At 40.8% G+C, this 19,691-nt stretch carries 33 protein-coding genes and 1 tRNA gene; 29 read left to right on the top strand and 5 right to left on the bottom strand.

Annotation, left to right across the window (positions count from 1 at the left end; translation table 11 throughout):
* Positions 1–50 precede the first annotated feature (50 nt).
* Positions 51–122: transfer RNA gene (locus H7U02_RS07235), tRNA-Arg, on the top strand.
* A gap of 11 nt (positions 123–133) precedes the next feature.
* Here the strand turns inward: H7U02_RS07235 and H7U02_RS07230 are convergent.
* The 4 genes from H7U02_RS07230 to H7U02_RS07215 form a co-directional block, all read right to left on the bottom strand.
* On the bottom strand, positions 134–1,213 hold the full coding sequence (locus tag H7U02_RS07230; RefSeq protein ID WP_201043056.1) for a tyrosine-type recombinase/integrase: 1,080 nt from the start codon (positions 1,211–1,213) through the stop codon (positions 134–136).
* A 100-nt stretch (positions 1,214–1,313) separates the two neighbouring features.
* On the bottom strand, positions 1,314–1,769 hold the full coding sequence (locus H7U02_RS07225) for a hypothetical protein (RefSeq protein WP_201043054.1): 456 nt from the start codon (positions 1,767–1,769) through the stop codon (positions 1,314–1,316).
* Position 1,770: 1 nt separating this feature from the next.
* Complete coding sequence (locus H7U02_RS07220) at positions 1,771–2,139, bottom strand: ImmA/IrrE family metallo-endopeptidase (protein WP_201043052.1); 369 nt, start codon at positions 2,137–2,139, stop codon at positions 1,771–1,773.
* 6 nt (positions 2,140–2,145) lie between these two features.
* Positions 2,146–2,490 carry a helix-turn-helix domain-containing protein gene (locus H7U02_RS07215; RefSeq protein ID WP_201043051.1) on the bottom strand — a complete coding sequence of 115 codons (345 nt, stop codon included), beginning with the start codon at positions 2,488–2,490 and terminating at the stop codon, positions 2,146–2,148.
* A 149-nt stretch (positions 2,491–2,639) separates the two neighbouring features.
* Here H7U02_RS07215 and H7U02_RS07210 point away from each other — a divergent pair, with 149 nt between their 5' ends.
* Positions 2,640–2,843, top strand: coding sequence for a helix-turn-helix domain-containing protein (locus H7U02_RS07210; RefSeq protein WP_016049772.1), 204 nt, complete (start codon positions 2,640–2,642; stop codon positions 2,841–2,843).
* 179 nt (positions 2,844–3,022) lie between these two features.
* Here H7U02_RS07210 and H7U02_RS07205 read toward each other — a convergent pair whose 3' ends face one another.
* On the bottom strand, positions 3,023–3,349 hold the full coding sequence (locus H7U02_RS07205) for a hypothetical protein (protein ID WP_201043050.1): 327 nt from the start codon (positions 3,347–3,349) through the stop codon (positions 3,023–3,025).
* 52 nt (positions 3,350–3,401) lie between these two features.
* Here H7U02_RS07205 and H7U02_RS07200 point away from each other — a divergent pair, with 52 nt between their 5' ends.
* From H7U02_RS07200 to H7U02_RS07070, 27 genes are all read left to right on the top strand, one after another.
* Complete coding sequence (locus tag H7U02_RS07200) at positions 3,402–4,301, top strand: DUF3102 domain-containing protein (RefSeq protein ID WP_201043049.1); 900 nt, start codon at positions 3,402–3,404, stop codon at positions 4,299–4,301.
* Positions 4,294–4,827, top strand: coding sequence for an ORF6C domain-containing protein (locus tag H7U02_RS07195; protein ID WP_201043048.1), 534 nt, complete (start codon positions 4,294–4,296; stop codon positions 4,825–4,827). Before H7U02_RS07200 ends, H7U02_RS07195 begins: the two co-directional genes overlap by 8 nt.
* 107 nt (positions 4,828–4,934) lie before the next feature.
* Positions 4,935–5,114, top strand: coding sequence for a hypothetical protein (locus tag H7U02_RS11500; RefSeq protein ID WP_260318465.1), 180 nt, complete (start codon positions 4,935–4,937; stop codon positions 5,112–5,114).
* 58 nt (positions 5,115–5,172) lie between these two features.
* A complete protein-coding gene (locus tag H7U02_RS07185; RefSeq protein WP_201043045.1) occupies positions 5,173–5,436 on the top strand; it encodes a hypothetical protein in 264 nt (87 codons plus the stop codon).
* Positions 5,437–5,455: 19 nt separating this feature from the next.
* The gene (locus tag H7U02_RS07180; RefSeq protein WP_201043044.1) at positions 5,456–5,596 is read left to right on the top strand and encodes a hypothetical protein; all 141 of its coding nucleotides are present in this window, start codon (positions 5,456–5,458) and stop codon (positions 5,594–5,596) included.
* 336 nt (positions 5,597–5,932) lie between these two features.
* Positions 5,933–7,705 carry an SIALI-17 repeat-containing surface protein gene (locus H7U02_RS07175; RefSeq protein WP_201043043.1) on the top strand — a complete coding sequence of 591 codons (1,773 nt, stop codon included), beginning with the start codon at positions 5,933–5,935 and terminating at the stop codon, positions 7,703–7,705.
* Positions 7,706–7,874: 169 nt separating this feature from the next.
* Complete coding sequence (locus tag H7U02_RS07170) at positions 7,875–8,792, top strand: replication initiator protein A (RefSeq protein WP_311637522.1); 918 nt, start codon at positions 7,875–7,877, stop codon at positions 8,790–8,792.
* A gap of 11 nt (positions 8,793–8,803) precedes the next feature.
* On the top strand, positions 8,804–9,586 hold the full coding sequence (locus H7U02_RS07165) for an ATP-binding protein (protein WP_201043042.1): 783 nt from the start codon (positions 8,804–8,806) through the stop codon (positions 9,584–9,586).
* Positions 9,583–9,780: a hypothetical protein gene (locus H7U02_RS07160; RefSeq protein WP_155124320.1), complete on the top strand. Its 198-nt coding sequence runs from the start codon at positions 9,583–9,585 to the stop codon at positions 9,778–9,780. Before H7U02_RS07165 ends, H7U02_RS07160 begins: the two co-directional genes overlap by 4 nt.
* 121 nt (positions 9,781–9,901) lie before the next feature.
* Positions 9,902–10,729, top strand: a complete 828-nt coding sequence (locus tag H7U02_RS07155; RefSeq protein WP_201043041.1) for a recombinase RecT — start codon at positions 9,902–9,904, stop codon at positions 10,727–10,729.
* Positions 10,722–11,558 carry a PD-(D/E)XK nuclease-like domain-containing protein gene (locus tag H7U02_RS07150; protein WP_260318464.1) on the top strand — a complete coding sequence of 279 codons (837 nt, stop codon included), beginning with the start codon at positions 10,722–10,724 and terminating at the stop codon, positions 11,556–11,558. Before H7U02_RS07155 ends, H7U02_RS07150 begins: the two co-directional genes overlap by 8 nt.
* 17 nt (positions 11,559–11,575) lie before the next feature.
* Complete coding sequence (ssb, locus tag H7U02_RS07145; RefSeq protein ID WP_201043040.1) at positions 11,576–12,094, top strand: single-stranded DNA-binding protein; 519 nt, start codon at positions 11,576–11,578, stop codon at positions 12,092–12,094.
* A gap of 8 nt (positions 12,095–12,102) precedes the next feature.
* Positions 12,103–12,564, top strand: a complete 462-nt coding sequence (locus H7U02_RS07140) for a RusA family crossover junction endodeoxyribonuclease (protein WP_201043038.1) — start codon at positions 12,103–12,105, stop codon at positions 12,562–12,564.
* A 254-nt stretch (positions 12,565–12,818) separates the two neighbouring features.
* Positions 12,819–13,034, top strand: a complete 216-nt coding sequence (locus tag H7U02_RS07135) for a hypothetical protein (protein WP_201043036.1) — start codon at positions 12,819–12,821, stop codon at positions 13,032–13,034.
* Complete coding sequence (locus H7U02_RS07130; protein WP_201043034.1) at positions 13,031–13,186, top strand: hypothetical protein; 156 nt, start codon at positions 13,031–13,033, stop codon at positions 13,184–13,186. The genes H7U02_RS07135 and H7U02_RS07130 overlap by 4 nt, the downstream gene beginning before the upstream one ends.
* Positions 13,187–13,474, top strand: a complete 288-nt coding sequence (locus tag H7U02_RS07125) for a hypothetical protein (RefSeq protein WP_201043032.1) — start codon at positions 13,187–13,189, stop codon at positions 13,472–13,474. It begins immediately after the preceding gene.
* A complete protein-coding gene (locus tag H7U02_RS11710; protein ID WP_201043031.1) occupies positions 13,471–13,665 on the top strand; it encodes a DUF1653 domain-containing protein in 195 nt (64 codons plus the stop codon). The genes H7U02_RS07125 and H7U02_RS11710 overlap by 4 nt, the downstream gene beginning before the upstream one ends.
* Before the next feature lie 14 nt (positions 13,666–13,679).
* Positions 13,680–13,895 (top strand): DUF1642 domain-containing protein, encoded by a 216-nt coding sequence (locus tag H7U02_RS07115; RefSeq protein WP_060972304.1) that lies wholly within the window; start codon positions 13,680–13,682, stop codon positions 13,893–13,895.
* Complete coding sequence (locus H7U02_RS07110) at positions 13,896–14,213, top strand: MazG-like family protein (protein WP_201043030.1); 318 nt, start codon at positions 13,896–13,898, stop codon at positions 14,211–14,213.
* Positions 14,182–14,490 (top strand): DUF1372 family protein, encoded by a 309-nt coding sequence (locus H7U02_RS07105; protein WP_201043029.1) that lies wholly within the window; start codon positions 14,182–14,184, stop codon positions 14,488–14,490. Before H7U02_RS07110 ends, H7U02_RS07105 begins: the two co-directional genes overlap by 32 nt.
* Positions 14,487–14,873 (top strand): YopX family protein, encoded by a 387-nt coding sequence (locus H7U02_RS07100; RefSeq protein WP_201043028.1) that lies wholly within the window; start codon positions 14,487–14,489, stop codon positions 14,871–14,873. The genes H7U02_RS07105 and H7U02_RS07100 overlap by 4 nt, the downstream gene beginning before the upstream one ends.
* Positions 14,874–14,920: 47 nt before the next feature.
* Complete coding sequence (locus tag H7U02_RS07095; protein ID WP_260318463.1) at positions 14,921–15,580, top strand: DUF1340 domain-containing protein; 660 nt, start codon at positions 14,921–14,923, stop codon at positions 15,578–15,580.
* Between the two features lie 344 nt (positions 15,581–15,924).
* Complete coding sequence (locus tag H7U02_RS07090) at positions 15,925–16,323, top strand: DUF1492 domain-containing protein (protein WP_201043027.1); 399 nt, start codon at positions 15,925–15,927, stop codon at positions 16,321–16,323.
* Between the two features lie 114 nt (positions 16,324–16,437).
* Positions 16,438–16,962 (top strand): HNH endonuclease, encoded by a 525-nt coding sequence (locus H7U02_RS07085; protein ID WP_311637512.1) that lies wholly within the window; start codon positions 16,438–16,440, stop codon positions 16,960–16,962.
* A 180-nt stretch (positions 16,963–17,142) separates the two neighbouring features.
* Positions 17,143–17,601 carry a phage terminase small subunit P27 family gene (locus tag H7U02_RS07080; protein ID WP_201043024.1) on the top strand — a complete coding sequence of 153 codons (459 nt, stop codon included), beginning with the start codon at positions 17,143–17,145 and terminating at the stop codon, positions 17,599–17,601.
* Positions 17,602–17,613: 12 nt separating this feature from the next.
* Positions 17,614–19,491: a terminase large subunit gene (locus H7U02_RS07075; RefSeq protein WP_201043022.1), complete on the top strand. Its 1,878-nt coding sequence runs from the start codon at positions 17,614–17,616 to the stop codon at positions 19,489–19,491.
* A gap of 3 nt (positions 19,492–19,494) precedes the next feature.
* On the top strand, positions 19,495–19,674 hold the full coding sequence (locus H7U02_RS07070; protein ID WP_201043021.1) for a DUF1056 family protein: 180 nt from the start codon (positions 19,495–19,497) through the stop codon (positions 19,672–19,674).
* Positions 19,675–19,691: the final 17 nt, after the last annotated feature.

Below are 19,691 nucleotides of genomic sequence, written 5' to 3'. Positions count from 1 at the left end.
TTTACAGATTTCACATAAAAAATCTGTCCTCGTGGCAGATTTTTTCATAAGTCCTCTTAGTTAAATGGATATAACAACTCCCTCCTAAGGAGTCGTTGCTGGTTCGATTCCGGCAGGGGACATTTTTAAGCCTTTAACCATGCGGTTTTAAGCCATTTTGTCCACATTCTGTCCACATTTGTTTTATCTTTTCGTCATTTCGTGATTTCTGCTCTTGTAATTGGTGGGCATAGACTTCCAGTGTGATGTTTAGATTCTCATGCCCTAAAACTTGCGACACAGAAATCAAATCGATATCGTGGGCTATTAAGTAGCTAGCGTAAGTGTGCCTTAACGAGTGGACACGTACTTCACGACCAATGATTTTCCGCAAGGTCTTGTTTACGGCATTGTTGGACAGTGAAGGTAGTAATCTACCGTCCTCGGTAGGTGGTAGCTGGTCAATAAAATTTATAAAATCATTATCAAGCGGTATCTCTCGGATACTGCTTTTTGTTTTTGTTGGTAAGAAACCAGTATTATTCTTATAGTCCCATGTTTTGTTGACGGATAACATGCCAGTATCTCGGTTGATATCATCCACTGTCAGCCCTAGACACTCAGCAAAACGGATACCAGTTTTGGCGATAATATAGAGTGCTGCATAAGACGCATATTCTGGATGCTTGCTTGTCTCGTAGATCAATCGCTCGTATTCTTCGACCTCTAGGAATTTCGTTTCAATATCACGCCCTTTATTTTTAGCGTTGATTTTGGCAAACTTACAAAAGTTACGCTTGATATATCCTTCATGCACTGCCATTTCGACGCACGATTTTACATGGACATTGAAACGCTCAACAGTATCTTGAGCGTGAGTCTTAGCGTAGCTATTCAGCACACGCTGGTATTGAGTAGCAGTGACAGATTTTAGTTTCTTGTCACTGAAAAATAGCTCTATCTTGCGCTGGGTGTTGATGTATGCCTTATAAGTTATTTTTGAAACGGTGGGTTTTTTATAAACCTCGCACCACTGCTTAAAATAGTTATATAAGGTAATATCTTCATCAACGGTGATGTTGTCTTGTAACTTCAGTTCCATCTCAGCGGCAGCCTTGATAGCTTCAGATTTCGTCCTAAAACCACCCTTTGACTTTGGTTTGCGTTTCCCAGTCGAATCGTAATAGTTTATCCGATACTCCCAGCCATTTTCTCGTTTTCTGTATGATGCCATAGTTAGTCCCTCTATAATGGTATAATAAAAGGGTGGTGGTATTTATCTCACACACTCCCTTGATAGTTTAGCCAGTCGAAAGACTGGTTTTTTTATTGGGTTAATCCATAAGCCCTTGTTGTTTAGCCCACTCAACTTGACTATCATGCCAGTTTTCGCGTGCTTGTTGGTCTGATTGTTCTCTTGCTATCTCAGGAGAATCGGAAGGCACTCCGCCATACCCCGGAGTATACCCATATTGTTCAGTCGCTTGGTCTACTTGTGGTTGCGTAGGCCCTACACCGTCAATAGGTTTTTCTTGCTGAACTTGAGAAGCCTCAGTTTGCGTCTGTTCTTGTGGTTGTTGCGGTTGCTCTGAACTTGAACTGCTAGAAACTTTTGAAGTCGAAGAAGAACTATGCTTGCTTGACTTTTTGGAGTGTTTTGTTACTTTGACAGTCTTAGACTGTTTTGTTTCCTTCGGTTCCTTCCCAGACCGTGGCACAAACATTAAGCCAAAACAGAATAAAACTATAATTGTTAAGATATACCATTTGTATTTTTTTAAAAGTTTCATATCAATTCCTCATCATTTTTAGAAATTCATTTTTTACAAAAGTCTCATCGCAAATCGTGGTGAGATTATATTTGTTCATAAAGTGTAAGTAATTAAAATCATCAAGATTTTCATTTTTTAGCAACTCATGGATCATAATCCTATTTGCTTGAACCTCATACTTTTCCCGTAGACGCTCATAGTCTTTAGAATTGTGCTCTAGGTGTCCCAATTCATGCAGAATGACCTTCAAACGTATTTCTGGGGCTAAATCTTTATTGATATAAACCACCCTGTTTATAGGGTCAAGAAAGCCATTTCTGGACCATTGACTAGAGCTGAACTCACAGATAGAGACATTGAACTGCTCAAGCAATTCACTTTCAGTCATAGCACCTCACTTTTCCTTGCTGCTCATATAGCCCGCAATGATGCCACGGATTGCCCGCTTATCATCATCAGTCAACGGTTTGCCGTCGAACATCATGGCGTTGGCTATGATTTCGTCGATGTCATGGGGGCTGGGTTGTTGTTCTTCGGAAACTCCCCAATCTGCAACAGTGTCTGGTGATATCCCCAATAAATGACATATCTTGAAAACATTCTCAGCTTTTGCGTTCATGATACCACGTTCCAAAATAGAGCGAACAGTAGTGTAAGAGATGCCGCTTTCTGTCGCAAAAGCTCTAACATTTCCATATTTAGCTATAATAAGCTCTTTAATTCTTTCTTCAGCCTGCATTTTTATAACCCTCATTTTTATTTCTACCTATATATTAACACAGAAAATCGTATAGGTAAATAAAAAAAGTAAAAAAAATCGTATTTTTCTGTTGACAATGTACGAAAATTAGTATATACTTAAATCAAGCTTAAGGAAGGAGGAAGCAAATGAAAAACATTGAAGAAATTCGTAAGAGTAAAGGCGTAACATTAGTAGACATCGCAGACTTGCTCGGAGTTGATTACCGCACGGTTCGTAGCAAAATCAACGGTGTTACAGATTTCAGTTTTGGCGAAACAGTAGCTATCAAGAAGGCGTTCTTCCCAGAATATGAATTAGAATACCTATTCAGCGAACGTGTCGAAGCCTAATTTTTTTTAACCTAGATATACGAAATTTCGTATAGATTAGAAAGGAAACAATAAACAAAATGAAGACACTAAAAAAACTCAAAGAATTCTTTGAGTGGAATTTAGACGGATACGATGTTGCACTTGCAATTATCGGAAGTCTTATAGGGGTATTTCTGGGAACGTTGATTTTTTGGATTTTATTTAAAAAATAAAAAATTGACAGCTAGTGTGATAGCAGTCGTCACGAAAGCCACGGCTAGTGGAAACCAAAATGAAGTCAACCAAAGATATCTATTGTGTTCTTTGTAAGCTTGATAAAAATAAATCCCCTCGTCAGTAACGGCGATGTCATGGGTGATGTCTTGAACCACTAACTTGTGATAAACCAATTCGCCGAGCGGTTCGCATTGTTCATCTATCAGTTTTTTATACTGTTCAGGTTTAATGCGAGGAGATTCTTGGGAATTTCGAATATCAAGCAATGATTTTAATAATTTTCTAGCTTTTCGTGAAATGATAATCATACAGCACCTCATTAGTTTTTAAAACTATTATATCAAAATGCAAAGGAGCGAGATGAACGAATTAGCATTATCTGACAATTTATCGCAGATCGAATTAGAAATAAGACACCACCAAAAATTAGCCGGTGAATCAATTTGGGAAATTGGAAGGCGATTGAAGTATGTTAAAGAAAACGACCTAACACACGGACAATTTAGAGAGTGGCACGAAAGTATTGGAATTGATAAAGATTTTGCTTATAAATCAATTAAGATTGCCGACGAGTTGCCAAAAGTCGAAACGTTACGACATTTAGGAACAACCGCCTTGCACTTAATCGCAACACTTCCAGAGGAAGAAAAGCAAGAGCAGATTGAAAAAATCGAGCAAGGTGAATCGCCAACAGTCAGAGAATTGCAAGAGGTCAGACGCAAGTCGAAACTGAAAGACCAAGCAATCAAAGCACTAGAAGACGAGCTTGAGCGTGTCAAACAAACCAAGACCACTGAAAAAGTAATCGAAAAGGAAATCATCCCACAAGATTACCAAGCGACACAAGACCTTAACAAACAACTGCTAGGCAAAAACAAAGACCTATCAGACGAGCTTGATTCAGTCAAAAGAAGTTTGCGACTTAAAGAAGCGTCTTATGAAATGCTAGAGAAAGAAACCTCGGAAGCACTAGCTTTGAAAGAGTCTATCGAACACTTACGAGCGGACAAAGAAAAACTAGAAAACAGTGTTACTAATATCTTTAACCTAAGTAAGCTCGTAACCAAGTTTGAAACTTTCTTTGACGAAGAAATGGCACCGCTTAGATTTAAAACCCTTATCCAAGGGATTGGCAAGGATGCTCAGATTGAGAAATTAAGGGACATCCTAACGCTAACTGAAAACTGGTTAGACGAAATGAACAAGATTGTCCCAGAAAACGGAAGAACAATCATAGAAGGAGAAATCATCAATGAGTAAAAAGAATAAGAAAAAAGAAACCCTACTCGCTGAAACGGTTGAAATGCAGAAAAAACAAGCTATGAATCTGGTTGCCCAAAGCAATGTCAATCAGCAACTTTTGGAAGAAGTTATCGGAATCAAGGAAGAAATGGACAGAAACGTTAAAAAGACAAACCAAAAACTCACTGACATTGAGTTGCTTGTCGAAGAAGTTAACAAGAAAGTCCATATCGATGACGGTGAAGCTACTAAAATCAAGAGCATTGTTTTTCGAAAAGCTGGCGTGTTTGCTGATTTCTACTTTGAAGAACAGAAAACACATCCAAGCGATAACTTGTTCGCATCCAAGAAAGGTCAGTTTATCCGCTTGATGTACTCACATTTGAAGAAGGCTTTCAACGTTACCAAGTACACCAACATCAAGCATGTTGACGCTAAAAATGCCGTCAATTTCTTGGAAAATCTATCTTACGACGATTTCACACCGTTTGAAATTCGTGAGACACCAAAACAAAAAGAGCTTATCGCTCTTGAAAAAGGGTAACGCCTATGGACACCCCATTCAAACCACTGTTAGACCAATTCGACAGCATGCTGACCGCTGTTATAGCAGATAAAACAAAAGCGTTCGATATAGACGAAACACTACCAATGATTTTAACTGCGAAACAGTGCCAAGCCATGCTTGGAATTGGCAACTACACAGAATTTTTACGAATAACCAACCTTGACGGTTTCCCTAAAATCGACAAAGGTCGAGGGAGTCAAATCAGATACCCACGGGACGCCGTCAGAGATTGGTTTAATAACAATTGGCAAGAGATTGCCTAGCACATAACCCTAGCCGCAACAGTGAGCTAGTGCGGTTAGGGAAAGAAAGGAAAACAAAATGGCTAAATTTGAATATAAAAAAATCCAGACAGTTTTGGGAAACAACTGGCATGTTGTGGTAGACGGCGACTGGTTGTTCTACCCATGCGGTGAAGATTTGGATGAAGTCAAAGCATTTGCAGAGGCTTACAAAGAAGAACTCATCAATAAACGCCATAGCGAAAAAAACCTTGGTTTGGCGTTCCATATTTGCGGGTACAACGGGGACGCTCAACAACGTCTAGTTGACAAATGGGCTGAGCGTGGTGTCCGTGTATTTTAATCAAGAAGGAGAAACAAAAATGAAACTATTCGGATGGATTTGGTCAAACAAAAAGCAAGAAACTGAAACTTACGTAGTCCCACGATGGGAATCTTACACAGCTAAGGCCAGACGTTACAACCTAGATCATGGGCTACCAGAAGACAGACTAGTGGGGTAACTCATGAAGCTATTAAAGAAATTGCTAACCAGAAAGAAGCCTAAAGAGCCAGAATACTTTTTCGAGGTGGTTGAGACGCCCGAAGAAAAGAGCGAACGACTCAAGCAGAAATATAGCAAATAACATCAACTTTTCAGCGTGCAGCCATGACCTCGTCGTGGAGTGCATCTTATACCCATAATTTTTCCCCAAAAAATTAACACTTTACTACCCACACAAAAATCTTTCTAAAAAAACATATTTACAAAGCGGCGAGGTTGTGGGTGCACGTTGAGAGCACTAAAAAAAGCATGGGTTAGGGCCCATGCAAGAAAAATACACCAAGGAGATTATACCATGAAATCTTTTAACACTCAAACAGTCGCAAAAACTGGATTCACTAAAAGCAAAGCATTTGGATTGTGTGGCACACTTGCCATTGCTACAGCATTGCTTATCGGTGCTGGCACAGTATCAGCAGACGAAGCAACTCAACCAGTGGTGGACGCACAACCAGCGGTGTCTAATGTCTATACGGCTGACAATGCTGGCAATATTACGGTAACACCTAGCGAAACAGTGACGGAAACACCAAAATTTTTGGCATCGGCACCAGTAGAATCTCAACCAGTAGCTGAAACACCAGCACCAGTCGAAACTACTCCAGCGGTAGAAACTCCAGCGGTTGCTACAGAAACAGCACCTACTACAGTGACTAAAACAGACACTACTATCACCGTCGAAAACCCTAACGTTGAGGTTACTTTCCCTAACGGTAATGGTAAATACTCACCGTTCGAAGTTGAGTATAAAGATATCAATATTCCGGACGACGTGCCGGTGAATGAGGGGGACAAAGTTACTTTTGACTTGCCCGAAGAAGTGAAATTCCAGACCTCTTATGAGTTTGATGTTCACAATCCAGAGAAGGCAGTCGTTGGTAAAGCTACAGCAGACGCAACTTCTAACAAGGTGACAACTGTATTTAACGACTATTTCAAATCACACCCTTTGAATAAGATCATGAACTTGAAACTAGATGCAAGTTGGACAGATAAAGTTGTAGCAGGAAAACCAGTTACAGTTAACTTTAATGGGACTTTAGTAACAGCCAATGTAGGTTCAGAGCAAGTCATTGGCAAAGATGAATTGATTGCTAAATGGGGATTCCAAGACAAAGAAGACCCTACTGTGATTAATTGGACTGCTCGTGTCAATTACGCTCACCGTATTTTGAACCATGTCTCTATCATTGATACCATGAGCGATAATCAAAAGTTGGTTGATAACTACTTTGAAATTAAGAACATTGAAAGCCTAGACCCTTGGGTTGACAAAGGGTCAGCTATGGACTTAGTTAAGTCTATCTCAAAATCTGAGCATGGATTTGAAATCAAAATGGACCGTTTAGACCACATGGTTTACTTGTACTACAAGACTAAACTTGTAAATGCTGTAAAAGATAGCACCAACCCTACTAACAAGATTGAGCTAAAAGCTGAATCAGACGGTGCTGTCTCATATACGAAGATTCAGCTTGTCGGTGGGCGTGGTGATGCGTCTGGTGAGAATAAACCAGAGCCAACTTTTGAAATCCCCCGTGAAGCTCCAAAAGTTGACATCCCAGAATTTGAGGGCGGCATCCCCGGTATTCCAGAGGTGCGAGAATTGCCAGAGTACACTGAGCCAATCGGTACTGTACCAAATGAAGCACCAGTGCACGACAAGCCAGAATGGAACGGCGGAATTCCTGGTATTCCAGAAGAACGTGAGCTCCCACCATTCGAGGGTGGAGTGGTTCCAAACGATGCCCCTATCCTCGACTTGCCAGAACTAGAAATCCCAGAGGAACCAACTAAACCTACACCAGAAAAACCTAGCACGCCAGAAAAAGCCCCTAAAACGAGCGTAGAGCGTCCTAATAATAAAGCGGCACAATCTGCCGCAGTATCTTATAAGCTCGATTCTGAGCCAAAAGAGGTGGCGAATACACCTGTTTACGGTGGTACTCTTCCGAACACTGGTGAAAAAGAAGGTATCGCTAGCACTTTGGGGCTCGTAGTAATTGCAGCAGGTATCACAACTTTGGGATTGAACTTTAAGAAATACAACGGCAAAGAAGACAAGTAATTAAATAATTAGCAGTGGTGGGAGGGTAGGCATTAAAAAAGCACCTCCGGAAACAATCCAAGAGGTGCAACGCTCATTAAAACAATTTACTTGATTATAGCATGTAACGAGTCCAACAGTCAACTAATAGTGGACGGTTCGAGACATTAAATCAAAGGGAGGTGAAAGGGTGAAAAAACACAATAAAATCAAAGAAGAAGAACTTGTTAGACAAAATTTTTTCATGACACCATACGCCTTGTATCGCAACCCAGCATACAAAGGTTTATCAAATGATGCCAAAACCTTATACGCCTTGATGTTGGATAGAGTTAATCTATCTGTTAAAAATCGAGGCGACTGGACAGACGAAAACGGCGAAGTTTACTGCTATTTTAAAGTTGAGAGTGCTATGGAGTTTCTGGAAAAAAGCAAGCAGTATATTATCAAATTGAAAAAGGAGCTTCACGACTTCGGTCTGTTGTTAGAGATCAAGCAAGGTTTAAATAAACCTAACAGAATATACCCTCTAAAGATTGACGTTTCAAGGAGGTACTCAGAAAAGACTTCCGGAAGTATAAAAAATGCTCGGAAGTACACGAGAGAGACTTCTGGGGGTCTTTCTCAGGGACTTCTAGAGGAACGTGAGAGGGACTCTAACCATACTAATATAAACCATACTAATATAAACCATACTGAGATACCGTCAGCAGCAGATAGTGGTAACACTTTATATAGTATAGGAGCTGAAAATAATTCTGCTACTGCTGATTTTAACGTCTATGAATATTATCAAGAAAGAATTGGTTTGCTAGATGGTTTTCAATTCCAACAACTCAAAGCGTATCGAGACCTAGACGGACTGGAAACAGAGTTAATTAAGATAGCTATTGACAAAGCTGCTGACAACTCTAAGCGCTCGTTTAGGTATGTTGAATCCATTTTAAAAAATTGGGTACAGAATGGAATCAGAACGGTAGCCCGACAACAAGAAGACCAAAGGGAATTCGAAAATAGCAAGAATACGGTCGATAGACACAAACCATTCTTAACTAAACCACGAAATAACGGTAAAGCCAAATTCGGACCTGCTTGTGGTAAGTATTAGAGGTAACGCCTATGAGTTTAGAGAACACTGCTAGACAGATGCGAAAGCGATATATGACGACTAGCGACAAATACTGTGACAAGCACCAAAGGCACTATGTCACGATTCAGTTTCCAAATAGCGAACCATACACAGTGTGTGAGCTTTGCCATAGGGAAGAGCAAGAGCGGTTGAACGCCACTAAGGCACAAGAACAGTATGAGCGTGAGCAAGAACAGAAACGCTTGTACTTTCTCAAGGATTTCAGCTTGCTGGATGATGATTTAAAAACTGCTAGCTTTGACAATTACAAGGCAGTAACCAGAGAGCAGAAAGAAGACTTGAAGAATGTTAGAAGTCAACTTAAAGGCTATCTGGACGGTCAAGACTACAACATTGTTTTGATTGGTGACACTGGAGTAGGCAAGAGCCATCTAGCTTATTCAGCGTTGAAAGCTCTATCTGATCATACGAAGAAGATGGGGCTATTCATCAACGTGGTTGACCTATTAGCCAAAATCAAAGAGGATTTCAGTCTTGAAGCTGAATACATCAGACGCATTTCTGAAGCCGAATGGCTTGTGCTCGACGATTTGGGCACTGAAAAAGTGACAGAGTGGTCCAATGGTATCTTGTACAGTATTTTGAACAAGCGTACCAAGACTATTATCACAACCAACTTAAGCCCACGGGATATCATGGGCACTTATGGGAAACGTGTTTATTCACGAGTTTTCAAAAAGACAGGACTTGGAACAACGAACGAACATGTTTATCAATTCAAAACGCAACAAGACAAGAGGATGATGTTTTGACAGAAACGGAAGTAAAACTAAAACTCTTTGAAGACTACGAGCGTATTCATGGACTTGTGTTTTCAGAGGAACATAAACAGAAAATGATGGATGATTTAGATCTGTATTCGTTTATCGAGAAATTAAACGAATATATGGCGTTCGGCTACCGCTCGAAGGTGGTATTTAATCAGCACGTTCGAAAACACGCCTAAAATCGTCTGTAATCAATTTAAAAGTGTAGGGGGTATAAATTATCTAGCTACCACCTAAAAACGATAAGAGACCCCTTAAATCGAGAAATAGGGGCATTCAAAACAAAAAGGAAGACGAAGCATGACAAATCAATTAGCACACAAAGATTTTTTCAACACCCCAGCAGTTAAACAAAAATTCCAAGAGGTGTTGAACGGAAACGAGCGACAATTTACGGCAAGTTTGCTATCAATCGTGAACAACAACAATCTACTAGCACGAGCAAGTAACACCTCGATTATGACAGCGGCAATGAAAGCAGCGGTATTAAATCTACCTATCGAGCCAAGTTTGGGCTTTGCTTACATCGTGCCATACAAACAAGATGCACAGTTTCAGCTTGGCTACAAAGGACTTATCCAGCTAGCTATCCGCTCTGGTCAGTTTAAGGCTATTAATTCCGGCAAGGTTTACAAGGCACAATTCAAATCATACGATCCTCTATTTGAAACATTGGACATTGACTTTACCCAACCAGAAGATGAAGTGTATGGCTATTTTGCCACCTTCGAGCTCGTAAACGGCTTTAAAAAGCTGACATTCTGGACGAAAGAACAAGCGGAATCACACGGTAAACGCTTTTCAAAGACTTACGCAAGAGGGCCATGGTCAACAGATTTTGACGCTATGGCTCAAAAAACCGTACTCAAGAGCATTTTGAGCAAGTATGCCCCACTCTCAACCGAAATGCAAGAAGGTCTTATCTCGGACAATCAAACTGAGGAAGTTAAGGCTGACCCTATCGATGTTACACCAAAAAACGAGGACACCCAGACACTTTTGGGCGACCTTATGAGTGATGAAGCTGAACCAGATAAAAGCGTAGACGCTGAAACTGGTGAAATCATCGAAGAAGTCAGCTTATTCGAAGGTGATTCAACCAAAATCAAAGAGGTAGAAAATGACTGAACTAACAATCTTGACGGATGATAATTATTATTCTGACAAAACCTATATGTCTGTAAGTCGTTTCAAGGAATGCATGAAATGCGAGGCTAGAGCTAAAGCCATTGATGACGGGACATGGGATGATGAACGAGATCAAAAGCCATTGCTATTCGGAAATTACGTTCATAGCTACTTCGAGAGCGAAGAAGCTCATGAGAAATTTAAAGAGGATAACAAAAAGGCGTTGTTCTCAAGCCGCAAACCTTATGGGCTGTTATCTGATTTCAAGTTAGCTGAGAAGGTTATCGACACACTTAAAGATGACGCACTTTTCAATAATCTTTATCACGGAAAAAAAGGTGACAAGGTCGAAAAAGAGAAGATTGTTACTGGTTTTATCGCTGGGGTGCCATTCAAGGGCAAATTGGATAGTATCAATTTTTCAAAAGGCTATGTGGTCGATTTAAAGACCATGAAATCTATCTGGGCTAAGGAATGGTCAGAGGAATTGCGTACCAAAGTACCAACTGCCGTCAATAACATTCTAGGGTTTCAATACCATGTCCAGCTAGGGACTTATTTAGAATTGCTACGCCAAATGGATTATCCAACATTCAAGCCGTTTATTGTGGCCGTATCGAAAGAAAAACAGCCAGACAAGGAAATTATCGAATTGACTGAGGAATGGCTAGGCGAGGGACTTAAATACATCACAGAGCACGCCCCTAGAGTGTATCAAGTATCGCTTGGAAACGAAGAACCTAAGAAGTGTGGACATTGCGATTATTGCAAATCACAGAAAAAACTGCATGAGGTTCTAACACTGGACGATTTCTTAAATCGTGAGTAAAGAGAAAGGAAAAACAAATGATTAATTCGGTCTGCCTTGTTGGTCGCCTAACCCGTGACCCAGAACTAAAATACACAACCAGTAACATCGCAGTGGCCACATTCAGCCTAGCCGTTAACCGCAACTTCAAGGATGCTAACGGTGAACGTGAAACGGACTTTATTAACTGTGTTATCTGGCGCCAGCAAGCTGAGAATTTGTCTAATTGGGCTAAGAAAGGCGCATTGATTGGAATCACTGGACGCATCCAGACCCGTAGCTACGAGAATCAGCAAGGCCAACGGGTATATGTGACTGAGGTAGTAGCTGAGAACTTCCAAATGCTAGAAAGCCGGGCGGCGCGTGAAGGTAGCAGCGCCAATCAAGGTAACACATCGGGAGCGTTTGCCAATGACGGAGGCTATGCAGGGCCTTACGGGCAACAAGCACCGCAACAGCAAGGGCCACAACAGCAAAACCAAGGATTTGCACAAGGTGGCAGCCCATACGGTAATTCAAACCCTATGGATATCAGTGATTCAGACCTACCCTTCTGAGGTGCAGCATGAAAATGACTTTAAATATCGAGCCTAAACCTCAAACAAGGCCACGATTCAGCAAGTTTGGAACCTATGAAGACCCAAAAATGAAGGCTTGGCGGCGTCAATGCTCGCAGCTTATCGAACAAGAATATGATGGGCAATTCTTTGACGGCCCGATTATGGTTGATGTCACATTCTACATGAAAGCCCCGCTGAACGTATCAAAAAAGCCCACGCCAAAAGCTCGAGCTAAAACGTGGGACGCGTTCAAGGAATTCATGGATGAAAGGCTTTGGCATGCGAAAAAACCCGATATTGATAATCTTGTCAAAGCACTCTTTGACAGTATCTCAAACGCCGGTTACAACAAGGTTGATAAGAAAGGTATCGTGTGGATGGATGATAGCATCGTTTGTGGCTTAATAGCTCGCAAGAAGTACAGCCCTAACCCACGCATTGAATTAGAAATTACGGAGTTGGAATGAACAGCAAGTACAAAGACAAGCTAGTCGGTGTATACGCTCCGAGCAGTCACGGACACACAAGCGTATTAGTTCAAACGCAAGAGTTCTCGAAGTGGTTCTGGGCTAATCACGAAGACATGGAATATATCAGCGCTAAGCTAGGAATCAATGCAAAGAAACTCAATCGGATTCTTACGCTGGAGCAGTTACCGGATGAAGAATTATTAAGAAAGATGATTGAACTATGCAAGCAAATGGAGGGAATTAATTGAAATATGACAAATATTAGACTGCAAAATCCATACATGGATGAAACTATCAAGGTTAAAGAAAATCTCAAACACATTCTGGACATGTTGGGATGGCTCGAAGTAGGCAATATACAATGTCTTCAGTTACAGCAGATTGATCCAGAAGAAAGAATAATAACTATCAGCCCTAAGAATTTCGCAAAGATTGATTATTACGAAGTAGAGGAGACAGAATCATGAAATACAAAGTAATCGTGTACTACGACAACATGCCAGATAGTGAGCATATTTTTAATAACAAAAACGACGCTATCAATGAATTGCACCGCTTACGAGGTGTTAAATATCGTAATTCAAGAATGTATACAGTGGAAATGCAAGAGGTGGAATAGGTGGATTTATTAGAGTTAAAAAAAGCAGAAGAAATTAGACAACAGATCGAAGAATTGGAAAAATTTATCAACTACAAACCGTCACCTCTTGACAAAGCTTTTATTATAAAACAAGAACCAAGATTCAAGATGGCAATTAAAACGAGATTCTTTTTTGATGAAAAAACTATGGCAATAACATCGGGAATTTTATCAGACGCAATCCGTGACGCATTGAAACAAACAGTCAAAAAATTAAAGGCACAATTAGTAGATTTAGGTATTGAAGTTAAGGGGGTGGATGAATGAATAAACCTAAAGTCGGGTCGTACTGGACGCACAAAAAGACAGGAAGAGATTACAGAATCATCTGTGTTGGTTTGTGGGAAGAAACGTTAGAAGAATGCGTTGTTTATGTTTCAGAAAATGACAAAAGATGTTGGATTAGACCTCTCGAAATCTTCATGGACGGAAGATTCGGAGAGCGACCTTACAATTGAGGCGGAGGTAACGGATGACTAAACAAAAATTGTATAGGGTCAGATTTAAAGATGTAGCTAATTATAATCATTATTATCTAAACTATGACACACAGGCAAAAAGATGGAATATTGACACAGACTTAGAAAATAAAGTTTTTAGAACTTCATTTACTAAGAAAGAACTGGAAGAAAATGGTTTTGGGTGGGTATTTAATAGTCCACTTACAGAGGTTTGGGAGTTACTATAAATGATGAATAACCTAATTACTAAAATTAACCATTGGGCTGACAAACGCAATTTGAAGCAAGCTGACCCTAAGATTCAGTGGATGCGTGTAACTGAGGAAGTCGGAGAAATTCGAGATGTGCTCTTGAAACCGACGAAATTCACTGAACCACAGGCGGCACTTAAGGACGCTATCGGTGACACGCTAGTAACAATCATCGTACTAGCACATCAATTAGACCTTGATGTAACTGAGTGTCTAAGTATTGCATACGAAGAAATCAAGAATAGAAAGGGAAAAATGATTAATGGGACGTTTGTTAAAGAAGACGATTTATAACGACCTCGCTATTGCTACGGTATTACTCATGGTCTCACTAGCCATTAACGTGACTACTGTTCTACGAGTGGTTAACCGACCTATCGAGACCGTGGTAATTCACAAGGCAGACAATGCAGTGGAACTACACGGCAAGGTTACCGGCAAGTCCATGGTCGGTAAGCTCTACACGATTGATTGTGGAGCTTACGGTAAATTCCTTGTTAGCAAGGAGCAGTACGACAGTGTAAACATTGGGGATGATATCCCTAGCTACTTAAGGGGGCGAGGACAATGATGCCTAGATTTAGAGCGTGGGACGAAAAGAATAAAGAAATGTTTAAAGACACTTTTGCAGTTACCGAAAGCGGGGAAGTTGTAACAGTTGAGCAGGATTTTATCACAAACGCCCCAGATTATATCTTCGTAGACCATCTAACCCTCATGCAATCAACTGGACTGACTGACAAAAATGGCAAAGAAATCTTCGAAGGGGATGTAGTCAAAATGGCTAAGAATGTCTATTCTAAGCCAACTTATTACGAAGTTGTAAGACATCGAGGCGGAGCATATCGCCTTGAATCTAAGCAATACGGATGTGAATTGTGGCTACGACATACCGACTGCGAAATTGCAGGAAATATATACGAAAATCTGGAACTGGTAGAGGTAAGCTCATGAGTGTGAGATACAAATATTCCGGACTGACCAAGGAGCTATATCAGCGGTTGGTTAGTGAACATGAAGCACTCAAACAAGCACATAAAAAAGGTTCTTATAAGCAATTTTTCCAAGATGTGAAGCAATGCGATGAGTTACAAGCTCATATCATTTACCAAGCGTTTAACAGCGCAGTGGTGGAGCGTGCGAGGATATCGCCAGCGACAGTCGACAAGTTAGAAGGCATTATCTCCGATGAACTATTCGACGACCTTCAAGACTATCTGTCTACGCATTATACAAGAGGAAAAACCACTAAACCAGTGTTGGATAAAATCAACGCAGGACTGCCAGAGGACTTGTTTAAACATTTCCGCAAGGAAGTAGAAGAACTACGCAAGGAACACCCTAACGGCTTAAATAGCTATATTAGATATGTTAAGGACTGCGACCAGAAAAACGCTAACAGAACCCAAAACGCCCTCAATCTGTGCTATGCGGAAAAAGCAGCCCTAACCCCTTTGAAAGCTATTCAAATGGAAGGTCTACTTTCAAGAGAGTTATTTAGTGAGATTATTGACTTTGTCTTCAATAACTACGAGTGGGCTGAGAGATTAGATGATGAAGTTGATCGCATCATTCTTAAATATCGAACTAAAGGCAAGGTAGGTCGTAATAAGACCACGGTCAGAAAAGCTCTTTATACAGCCTACGCACTAGGCGTGTAGCTAGAACGGTTTACGAGGGTTCGACTCCCTTGCTAGCTATTGTCTGTCAAATACACTAATTTTAGTGGCTTGAACACTTTTTCGACAACCGTCGAGCTGACAGACCTCGACACGAAAATCCAGTAAATAATAAGTTATAGAATCGAGGAATCCTTTTTATTTTTTTCAACCCTAGCCTTGCATTACTGGTGGCATGGCTAAATCTAATGTATGGGAGGTGGTACATTTCTCCGCTCTTTATTCTTGTTATCAATGCGGATATAAATAATAAAAAAAGACCCAGACTAATGCCTGAGACTGTTCAAATGCTAATAATATTATTATACCATAAAGGAATCGTATTTATGAGAACAGTGGAACGGCTGCAACAAATCAAGGCGCTTGATAGATACATTGACAGTCAGATAGAACAGATTAAACGGCTGGAATCACAAGCGCTAAAAGTAACGGCTGGTGCAATGCAAACAGACATGGTCCAAGGTGGCAAACGTAAGGGCAAGGATGATATCTATGTGGAGCTTATGACAGCCCGTGAAGAAGTAGAACGGTTTACTGCCGAAGCTATCAAACAGAAACTAGAGTTTCACCGGCAGATAGCAAACGTGGGGGACATAGACGCTAGGTCCCTATTGCAAATGGTATATATAGACCAGCTAGATATCTGGCAGATATGTGACCGCATGGGCTTTAGTAAGGCTACATACTACGTTAAGTTAAGACAAGCTGAGAAGTATTTGGATTAATCTACAGTGGTATATACCAATTCATACGGCATCATACTACCAACATGGTAACATAGTATTATCGAATCAGAAGGACACAGTAGTGTTCTTCTTTTACTTTATCTGAAAGGAGGTATGCCAATGCCGATGGTCAGACGATGCAAGGCTGAGGGGTGCCGTGCCTTAACAGAGAGACCAGCACACTACTGTCCTGCACACAAGGACATGGAAGCAGCATACGCACAAGAGAGGCAGAGATACTCACGCACTAGATACAACACACGAGTAAGGAACAGAGACGATGAGAGTAAGGAACGGTATGCGTTCTATCGCTCAAAGATTTGGTCTTCTATTCGTAAGATAGCTTTAGAACGTGACAACTATCTGTGTCAGTACTGTCTAGCGTTGGGTGTGACCACACCAGACGCACGCATAGGCGACCACGTAACACCCGTTGAAATAGCTCCAGAACTTAGGACTGAAGTTTCAAACGTGGTAGCAACATGTAGAAGCTGCGATAACACCAAACGTACCCTAGAGCAAGAAATCTATGGTACTGGTCAAAATAGAACGAAACAGAACACCGAGCTACGACTTTCCGTGGCTACGTGGGCAGATTTAATAGCCCGCAAAAAAGAGGACGTCGTTAAACCCCTCTAATAAGCCCATAGCACGATTTTATAATAAGGGTGGTATAATAACCCTCGACCCAATTTAAAATTGACCCCCGCCCCCTTCTCGTGCCAAGGAGAGCCGCCACAAGGTGTTTTCTTACACCGCACGCCAATTTTGAGGGTTTTAAGCGGTGTCATAATTGAAAAATAGAAAGGAGGGTGCGATGTGGTCAAGAATCCATACTTCAAACAAAATTCGGGGCGTTTACCCACGGACCCTCCGAACTATTTAGGCACGGTGGCTAGAGAGACATGGCGTAAAATCATTCCGTTTTTAGAAGCAACAGAAAAGGTTGAACGCATTGACACTTTTCTTGTGGAAACCTACTGTACTAACTACGAGATTTACAAAAAAGCCTATGAGGACGTGAAAGAAAACGGTATCCAAACCGAGATTAAAAAACTTATCCAAGCACAGGGTAGCGGCGAGATTTTAGGTGAACAATCAATGGGATTTAAGAAGAACCCTGCCGTTGCGACGATGAAAGACGCCACTGAAACCCTTAATAAGATAGGTATTCAGCTAGGTTTGACCCCTAAAGGAAGGGCAGAATTGGCTGAAATAGCCGGAAGTCAAGCGGATAATTCTTCGATGAAAGATAAAATGGCAGCATTCTTCAAATAAAGGAGGTGAAACATGCAAGAGATTGATTTAACCAAATCAAAAGATGTAATCGGTGCTTATAACAGCATCGATTTTTCTTACGAGCGAAAAACATATACCGACTATGGCACACAATATTGTTTTAACGTGCTAGATGGCAAGATTGTCGCTGGTTACAATATCCAATTAGCGTGTTTCCGACACCTCCGAGATTTGCAAAGACAAGGGGATAGCGATTTTCCTTATGTCTATTCGGTTGAAGCATTTAACCGTTTCTTGAAATTCTTGTCTCTAGTGCCAAACGTTGATGATCTGAGCCAAAAGTTAGAGCCTATGGATTGGCAGTATTTCATATTTGCCCAACTCTTTGCATGGTTCGATTTAGACGATGTACCGAGGTTTTCAAATATCATTATCTCGATTGCCCGTTCGCAAGGTAAAACGATGATAGCTGGTATTTGCCTTAATTTCTCTTATTTGATTGAGATTATCGGGCAAAGTAACCAAGATTTTCTTGTTAGTTCGCTAAACTTCGACCAAACGATGAAGCTGTACACTTATGTCAAATCTATGATGGCTAGAATCATAGAGAATGAGCCGTTTAAGTCGTTAGCAGAGGAAACACAAGTCCAATTATATTCACGAGAAATTAAATCGCTCGTAGATGCCAATACCATTCATACTATCTCGTTTGAATCTGGTAAATTTGACGGTAAACACTTTAAACTGGCCGTGGCTGATGAGGTTGGTGAGCTTAGAACGGATGAAGGTATTTCTAAAATCACATCCGGACAAGTTAACACCGAGGGCTCACGCTTTATTGAGATTTCAACATCTTACCAAACGCCCGATGTGCCGTTTCATCAAGAGCAAAAGAAACTGATTGAAATCATGGAACGTGATTTCGACAGGTCTGGTGATGATCAGCTATGTCTAATCTGGTCTCAAGATAACTTGGAAGAAGTCTTTAAGCCAGAAACGTGGTCGAAAAGCAATCCTTTGCTTAATCATCCAAAACTGAAAGATGGCTTGATGAAAGGGTTACTTTCTGAGCGTGATAAGAAACTGCTTATGGGGAAACTTGCTGACTTCCAAGTTAAGAACATGAATTGCTGGTTGCTGGCAGATAGCAATAGCTTTCTTGATCTAACAGATATTGAAAATGCAGTCGTTGATGATTTTGATATCAAGGGCAAGCGTGTCTATGTCGGACTGGATGCGTCTATGTTCAGTGATAACACAGCCATTGGTTTCGTCTACCCCTACGTTACTGAAGATGGCAGTCAGAAATGGCATGTTGAACAACACAGTTTTATTCCTTGGCAACAAGCTGGCTCGTTAGAAGCCAAGATGGAACAAGACGGTGTCAACTATCGAGACTTGGAAACCAAGGGCTACTGTACGATTACCAGTCACCCACAAGGGCTTATCAATCCAGAGGAGGTCTATCGCTGGTTTGTTGATTATGTTGAAGACAATCAACTTGATGTAGTCTTTTTCGGCTATGACGCTATGATGGTTTCTAAAATTATCAAAGCCTTGGAATCTAACACTAGTTTCCCACTTATGCCGATTAGGCAGCGTACAAGCGAATTGAAAGACCCGACAAAATTCCTTCAAACGCTCTTTATCGAAGGCAATATCACTCGCCTTGATGACGAAATCATGCGAAAAGCCTTGATAAATGCGGTAATTAAAGAGGATAACATCGGTATTCAAGTAGATAAAATGAAATCGACCTATAAAATCGACGTTGTGGATGCTCTTATCGATGCGTTTTATGATGGTATGTATGCGTTTGAAGACTACGCTATTACCAACAATCCAACGTGGAAGGTAGAGCACATGAGCCAAGAGGCCGTTCTAAACTGGTTAAAAAACCCAGACAGTGGGCTATTAGAGGAGTATTAAGACATGATTTTGAAGTTTTTTAAGGCAATTTGGGCTATTTTTGACATTTTGATGTTTATTTTAGCTGCAATTTCGCTTAATTTAACGACTTACAACCTCGGCTACGTGTGGTTTGGTGTCAGCATGACCATTACATTCGTACTAGCTGGGTTGATTAGTGAACTAGCCGCAAAAAAAGGCTAGAAAGGAGGTGATAATAA

Origin of the sequence: Streptococcus sp. 3.1, assembly GCF_016648915.1 — a bacterium.
Taxonomy (GTDB): domain Bacteria; phylum Bacillota; class Bacilli; order Lactobacillales; family Streptococcaceae; genus Streptococcus; species Streptococcus salivarius_E.
Note: the sequence above shows the minus strand (reverse complement) of the source record. Positions and strands in the feature narration are given on the sequence as shown.